We start from the raw sequence: 4964 nt of genomic DNA, 5'->3' as shown, positions 1-4964 counted from the left end.
CCGGCCTGCTTCAGCTCGCGCAGGAACGCCAGGTTCTCGCGCCAGTCGACCAGGTTATGCACCTGCAGGAGATCGACCTTGTCGCTGCGCAGGTCTGCCAGCGAACCGTTCCACTGCGCGCTCGCGCTCGCGCCTGCACTCGCGGAAATCTTGGTGGCGAGGAAGGCGCGTTGGCGCCAATCGCCCTGCTGCAGCAGATCGCCGGTCACGGTCTCTGCGCGGCCGTAGCTGGGCGCGGTATCGATGAAGCTGCCGCCGCCGTCGAACAGCAGGCGAAGGACCTCGACCAGCGGGGCGCGCTCGGCCTCGGTGGCGCCGACGTCGAAGGTGCCCGACGTGCCCATGCCGATCACCGGCAGCTGTTCGCCGCTACTAGGGATCGCGCGCTTCTGCATCCCGGCCGGGGCGACCGACGGGCTCTCTGCCGCCCGGGTGTTCGCAACCGCCGCGAAGGCGGCCGCGCCGATCGCACCGATGAATTCACGCCGGTTCATCCGAAAGCTGCTCATATGTCTTCCTCCGCCGATCCAGGCGTTGCTTACTTCGATGCCGCTCGGCCCCAGGGGTTCCGCAGGCTATGATCGTGCCTGCCGAGTGCTGGCCAATACGGGCAGCGTACGTCTACCTTCGACCCGAGAACAGCTCCGCCCTCACTTCCGGTGGGACCCAGAGGCCCTGCAGACGGCGCGGTGGTCCGATATCGCGGAAGAGCAGATCACCGTTGCCGAGTAGCTTCTCCGCGCCGCTCGTCTCGAGCAGCATGCGCGATTCGATCGCCTTCTGCATCTTCAGCCCCACGCGGCAAGGCATGTTACTGTCGAGCGCGCCCTTGATGATCTCGCGGCTTGGTTGCTGGGTGGCGAGGATCAAGTGGATGCCGCTGGCGCGCGCCTTCTGTCCAAGGCGCAGAATTCGTTCTTCAACCGCCTTGCGTTCCTGTCGCCCGCGGCTCACCAGGTCGGCATACTCGTCACACACACAAACGATGCGCGGCACCGGGAGGCGCGCGCGGCGAACCAGTTCTGCTAGGTTATCGGCCTGGGCGGCCTGCATCTGCCGATAGCGTTCCTCCATTTCCTCTATCAGATCGTCGAGCACTTCCGTCACGTCGCGTTCGTCGGGAAAGACGAGCGAGTTCCCGTCCCGCAGGAACGGCGAATACGCCAACTCCGAGAACGCCTGCCGCTTGGGATCGATCAATACTAACCGGAGCGTCTCGGGGGTGTTCGTTAACAAGAGCCCTGACAGCGCCGCGCGGAGCCATTCGCTCTTTCCGCTCCCGGTCGTACCGGCCACCAGGACGTGTGCATGAAGCGCCTCGGCCAAGTCTGCGCAGTGCAGCCGGTTCTCCAGATCGACACCGATCGGGACGCGGGCGTTACCCAGTAACGGATCGCACCGGGGCAACTGGTCGCGGAATTGCGGCAAGGTGAGCGCTTGCCGGTCGGGTCGCTGTAGATCCACGACAAGCTGACCGCGGTCCAGCGTAATGAAGGGCGGCGCGTCGAGCTTCAGCCGGGCCTGGACTTCTATTGCCGTCCCCTGCACCTTGGCAATCTTTACGCCCCGCCTCGGCTCCAAAGGGAAACGGAGAAAGGCAGGCCCCGCGATGACCGTCCCGCTCAGGGTTGCCGGCGCGTCGAATTCCTCGAAGACTTTCAGCAACTGGCGTGCGAGATCCGCATAACGGTCGTCCGTTGGTGCCAGTGGCTGGGTCTTGTCAACGGCCGCGGGCCTTACCCGTTGCACGTCAGGCAGAACACCCGCCAGGCGGCCGATCAGGGCCTTGAGCCTCGGTAGCGCCGGCGCCAACTCCTCGGGCCCGAAGACGTGTACCTGCCGCCGCGGCGTGAAGCTTACCACCGCCACGGAACCCCGTTGCGACCTACGGTCACGTTTGGCGGACAGCAGGATGTAGTAAAGGCACGCCTGCCCCAGATCAGCCTCCGGTTGACCGTGGCCGAGTTTCAGCTCGACGACGCACCATGGCGCCTGTTGGGGCCGGCAGACGACGGCGTCCGCTCGCCCACTGACGCGCACGGCGTCGGTCCATCCGGGCTCGCGGAGCTCCCAGGATAGCGCTTCCTCGCTAACGATGCGCAGGCGCTCGCGGCCTCGCGCCGCCTCAAGGCGTATCTCCGCAAGCCAATGGCAGAGGTCATCCATGGCCTCCCAGAAACCCATCAGCTCCTCGGTTGAATCGACGAGATGCGAGTGATGGTGGGGAAGGCGCGGACCGATCAGGCGGCGAAAGACGTGGTGCTTGAGCGCCTCAGCCTGCTCCGCGACGTCCCCGCGTTCCGCGACGTCCCCGCGTGTTTCGGCGAGAGCGGTTTCCAGCGAGTAGCGCGGGTCGGCGCCGACGAGTGCCGCGAACGACTCGTGGAACCACGTGCCCAACAGAGAGGTGGAAGGCTTACCATTTCCCGCGCCGCCCGAGCGGCCGGCGGCACGATAGAGTTCCTCACGCACATCGCGGACGCTGATCAACCGCGCCATGACTGCTCCTGTGCGGTGACTTCCTCGGGGAGATAGCGGTAGACGACTGGCGGGGCGCCCTCCAGCAAGCGGAACTGCTCCGGAAACCGCCGCGCGCAACCGGCCAGCCGGGCTTCGCTTTCGCCTAGTTCGGCCGCCGCGTCCACCAGTTTCGCAATGAGACGTTCTTCCAGGAACTCCAATAGTGTTTGACGCAGCCACAGGTCCGGATCGCTCGCCGCCGATGGTGTGGTGCCGAGGAGCTCCTCCGCCAGCTCGCGCAATTCTGGACTGAGATGCGTGCTGAACCAGTCCCGAACGGCGTCGGGCTCGAGAGTCTCCCCGCGGCAGTGGAGATCGCCCGCCTGGGCCTCGGCCAGCATTTCCCGTAAGACGGCCAGCACTGCAAAGGCCTCCTCACTGGGTTGTAGGAAGCGAGCGCCCGCGCGGGTCAGTTCATCGAGGTACTGCTTCGTCCGCTTCGCCGTCTTGGGAAGCGGCAGCGTGGGGTGCCGTACCAGCACGAGGCTCGACGCCGAAAGCCGCTGCCCCGTGGCGCCCCTTAAGCGCCGCAAGCGCCCCGCCAGGCTCGTCATGTTGCCGTGATTGCATAGGCTGATGTTCAGGCTCCGCCCGTTGCCCGCGAAGCTGAGCTCCACATCGGCCGCGGGGGGATCTGCACGCTGCCAAGCGGTACCGGAGAGTCGCAGAGCGTCCGCTAGAGCGGTGTGGAGGATACCGTCGGCGTCTGTCTTTGTACCCTCTTGGAGTTGCTTCTCACGACGTTCCGTCCAGGTGCGTTCAAGGAACTCGCCCGTGGTCTCCATAGGCGCCGCAGCGCCCCTGGCTCGCTCGTAGAGATCACGGCAGTGCGTGATGAGCAGCCGCGCCGGACAGCCGTCCAGTCGAATAACGGTCCGAAGGTCCTTCTCGTCTAACGGCCATAATGGCGACTTGTGCCTCTTTCGCAGCTGCGCAAGTTCCGTGGCGGCGTCCAGCCGCTGCCGGACGAGCGCCTGCGCCTGGTCGAGGTTCAGTGGCTTGAGTTCGGAGCGCGTCTTGAAGACCCGATCTCGGTCTGCGCCATGAACGTAGTCGATGAGCTCGTTATAATGTGCCGTCTGGATGCACGAGATCAGCGCCAGATGATCCGCGTGGTCGTGTAGCCCCGCGCCCATCCGCCCGAAAGCCTCGAAGCCCGTCTTCTTGTGGCCCTCGACTTCGAGCGCCTCAACCTGATCGAAACAGAAAATGAACGGAGCGGGCCTAGCCAGTCGGCACAGCGCCAGCACGATACGGCGCGCTCGTCCTTCAGGGTCCTCATCTTCGTCCGGATCGCTGGTGTTTACACCAAGTCGGTCCAAGACGCTCTCCGGGAGCGAATCTCCTCGCAGCCATGCACGCGCCTCCAGCCGATGGCGAGCTAGCAAGAGATGCGTGAGGATGGTGGCCAAGTTGCGGTCCTTCACCGTCTGGTCCAGGAATTCAGTAATACCCTCCTCCTCCCCCTTCGACCGTTGGAGGGAGTCGGCTGGCAGACCGACGGCGCTGGCGTTGTTGAAAGCCTTGAGGCGCCGCTCCAGAAGCCGTTCCAGGGAGGAGCGTTCACCGAACTCGCGCCGCAGGTCCTCGACGACCTGCTCGCGCAGGTGGCACCAGAGGCGCCGCGGGGTAGTGTCGAGGCGGACGTAGACGAAGACGGCTAGCGCCCCCGGATCACGCTGGATTCGGTCTTCGAGATGCACACGGAGCCGAGCGAGGAGGTGCGTCTTTCCGCTGCCAGGGACGCCGTTGAGTAGCACCGATGCGCTCTGCCGCCCCACGCGCGCCTGTTCGACCGCCTTCAGACACGCCTCGAAGGCTTCGGCGTTGATCTTTTCCACGTCACCTTCGGGATGATGGCGCGCGTCGGGCAGAACCGACCCCTGGAAGGGATTGAGCGCCGGAAGCGCGTTCATGTATCACTCACCTCGCCAACAAGCCCGCAGCAACGTAATAATCCCCCCGACCGTCCGTGACTAGGTCATACCGTTCGTCTTCCGTGATCGCCGCCGGATGGTCATGGTGATGGAGGTGAACGCATCCCGCATCCCGCAGGGCCAGGATGGCCGCGTCGAACTCCGGTTTAGCGATGAAGGTGAGGCCACGCAGCTCGCGCAGCGGAATCGCACCACCGGTGGAGGCCAGCCGCATGATGCCCAAAAGACGCCAAGGCATGTCACCTGGGCCATCATCGCCTAAGCAATCATCGGTGCGCGTTGGGGCGTTCGCTCCGCCGAACAACCGGCATGCGGCTTGGTCCAGTTGCTCTAGTGGAAATCCGCGCCTGGCGAGGGTGGAGCTTTCCTCCCTGAAGGCTTTGGGTGCGGCTCTTTTAGAACGACGCTTCGGCCCGTCAGGCCGCCTCTTTGAAGAGGTGACTTGCCATCCGTGAGCGGTGGTTACGCTCTTGCTCTTGGGCCTTATGAAACGCCCAGTAGGCCTCC

Annotated in this window: 4 protein-coding genes; all 4 read right to left on the bottom strand. The window is 64.9% G+C overall.

The annotated features are described in order from the left end of the window. Positions 1–509: aldo/keto reductase (locus M3461_16895; GenBank protein MDQ3775902.1), on the bottom strand; the 509-nt coding region annotated here is incomplete at its 3' end. A gap of 112 nt (positions 510–621) precedes the next feature. Next, positions 622–2499: an FtsK/SpoIIIE domain-containing protein gene (locus M3461_16890; GenBank protein ID MDQ3775901.1), complete on the bottom strand. Its 1878-nt coding sequence runs from the start codon at positions 2497–2499 to the stop codon at positions 622–624. After that, positions 2487–4436: an ATP-binding protein gene (locus M3461_16885; GenBank protein MDQ3775900.1), complete on the bottom strand. Its 1950-nt coding sequence runs from the start codon at positions 4434–4436 to the stop codon at positions 2487–2489. The genes M3461_16890 and M3461_16885 overlap by 13 nt, the downstream gene beginning before the upstream one ends. A gap of 7 nt (positions 4437–4443) precedes the next feature. Continuing rightward, complete coding sequence (locus M3461_16880) at positions 4444–4695, bottom strand: hypothetical protein (GenBank protein MDQ3775899.1); 252 nt, start codon at positions 4693–4695, stop codon at positions 4444–4446. Positions 4696–4964 lie beyond the last annotated feature (269 nt).

This window comes from Pseudomonadota bacterium, from assembly GCA_030860485.1.
In the GTDB taxonomy this organism is placed as follows: Bacteria; Pseudomonadota; Gammaproteobacteria; order JACCXJ01; family JACCXJ01; genus JACCXJ01.
Note: the sequence above shows the minus strand (reverse complement) of the source record. Positions and strands in the feature narration are given on the sequence as shown.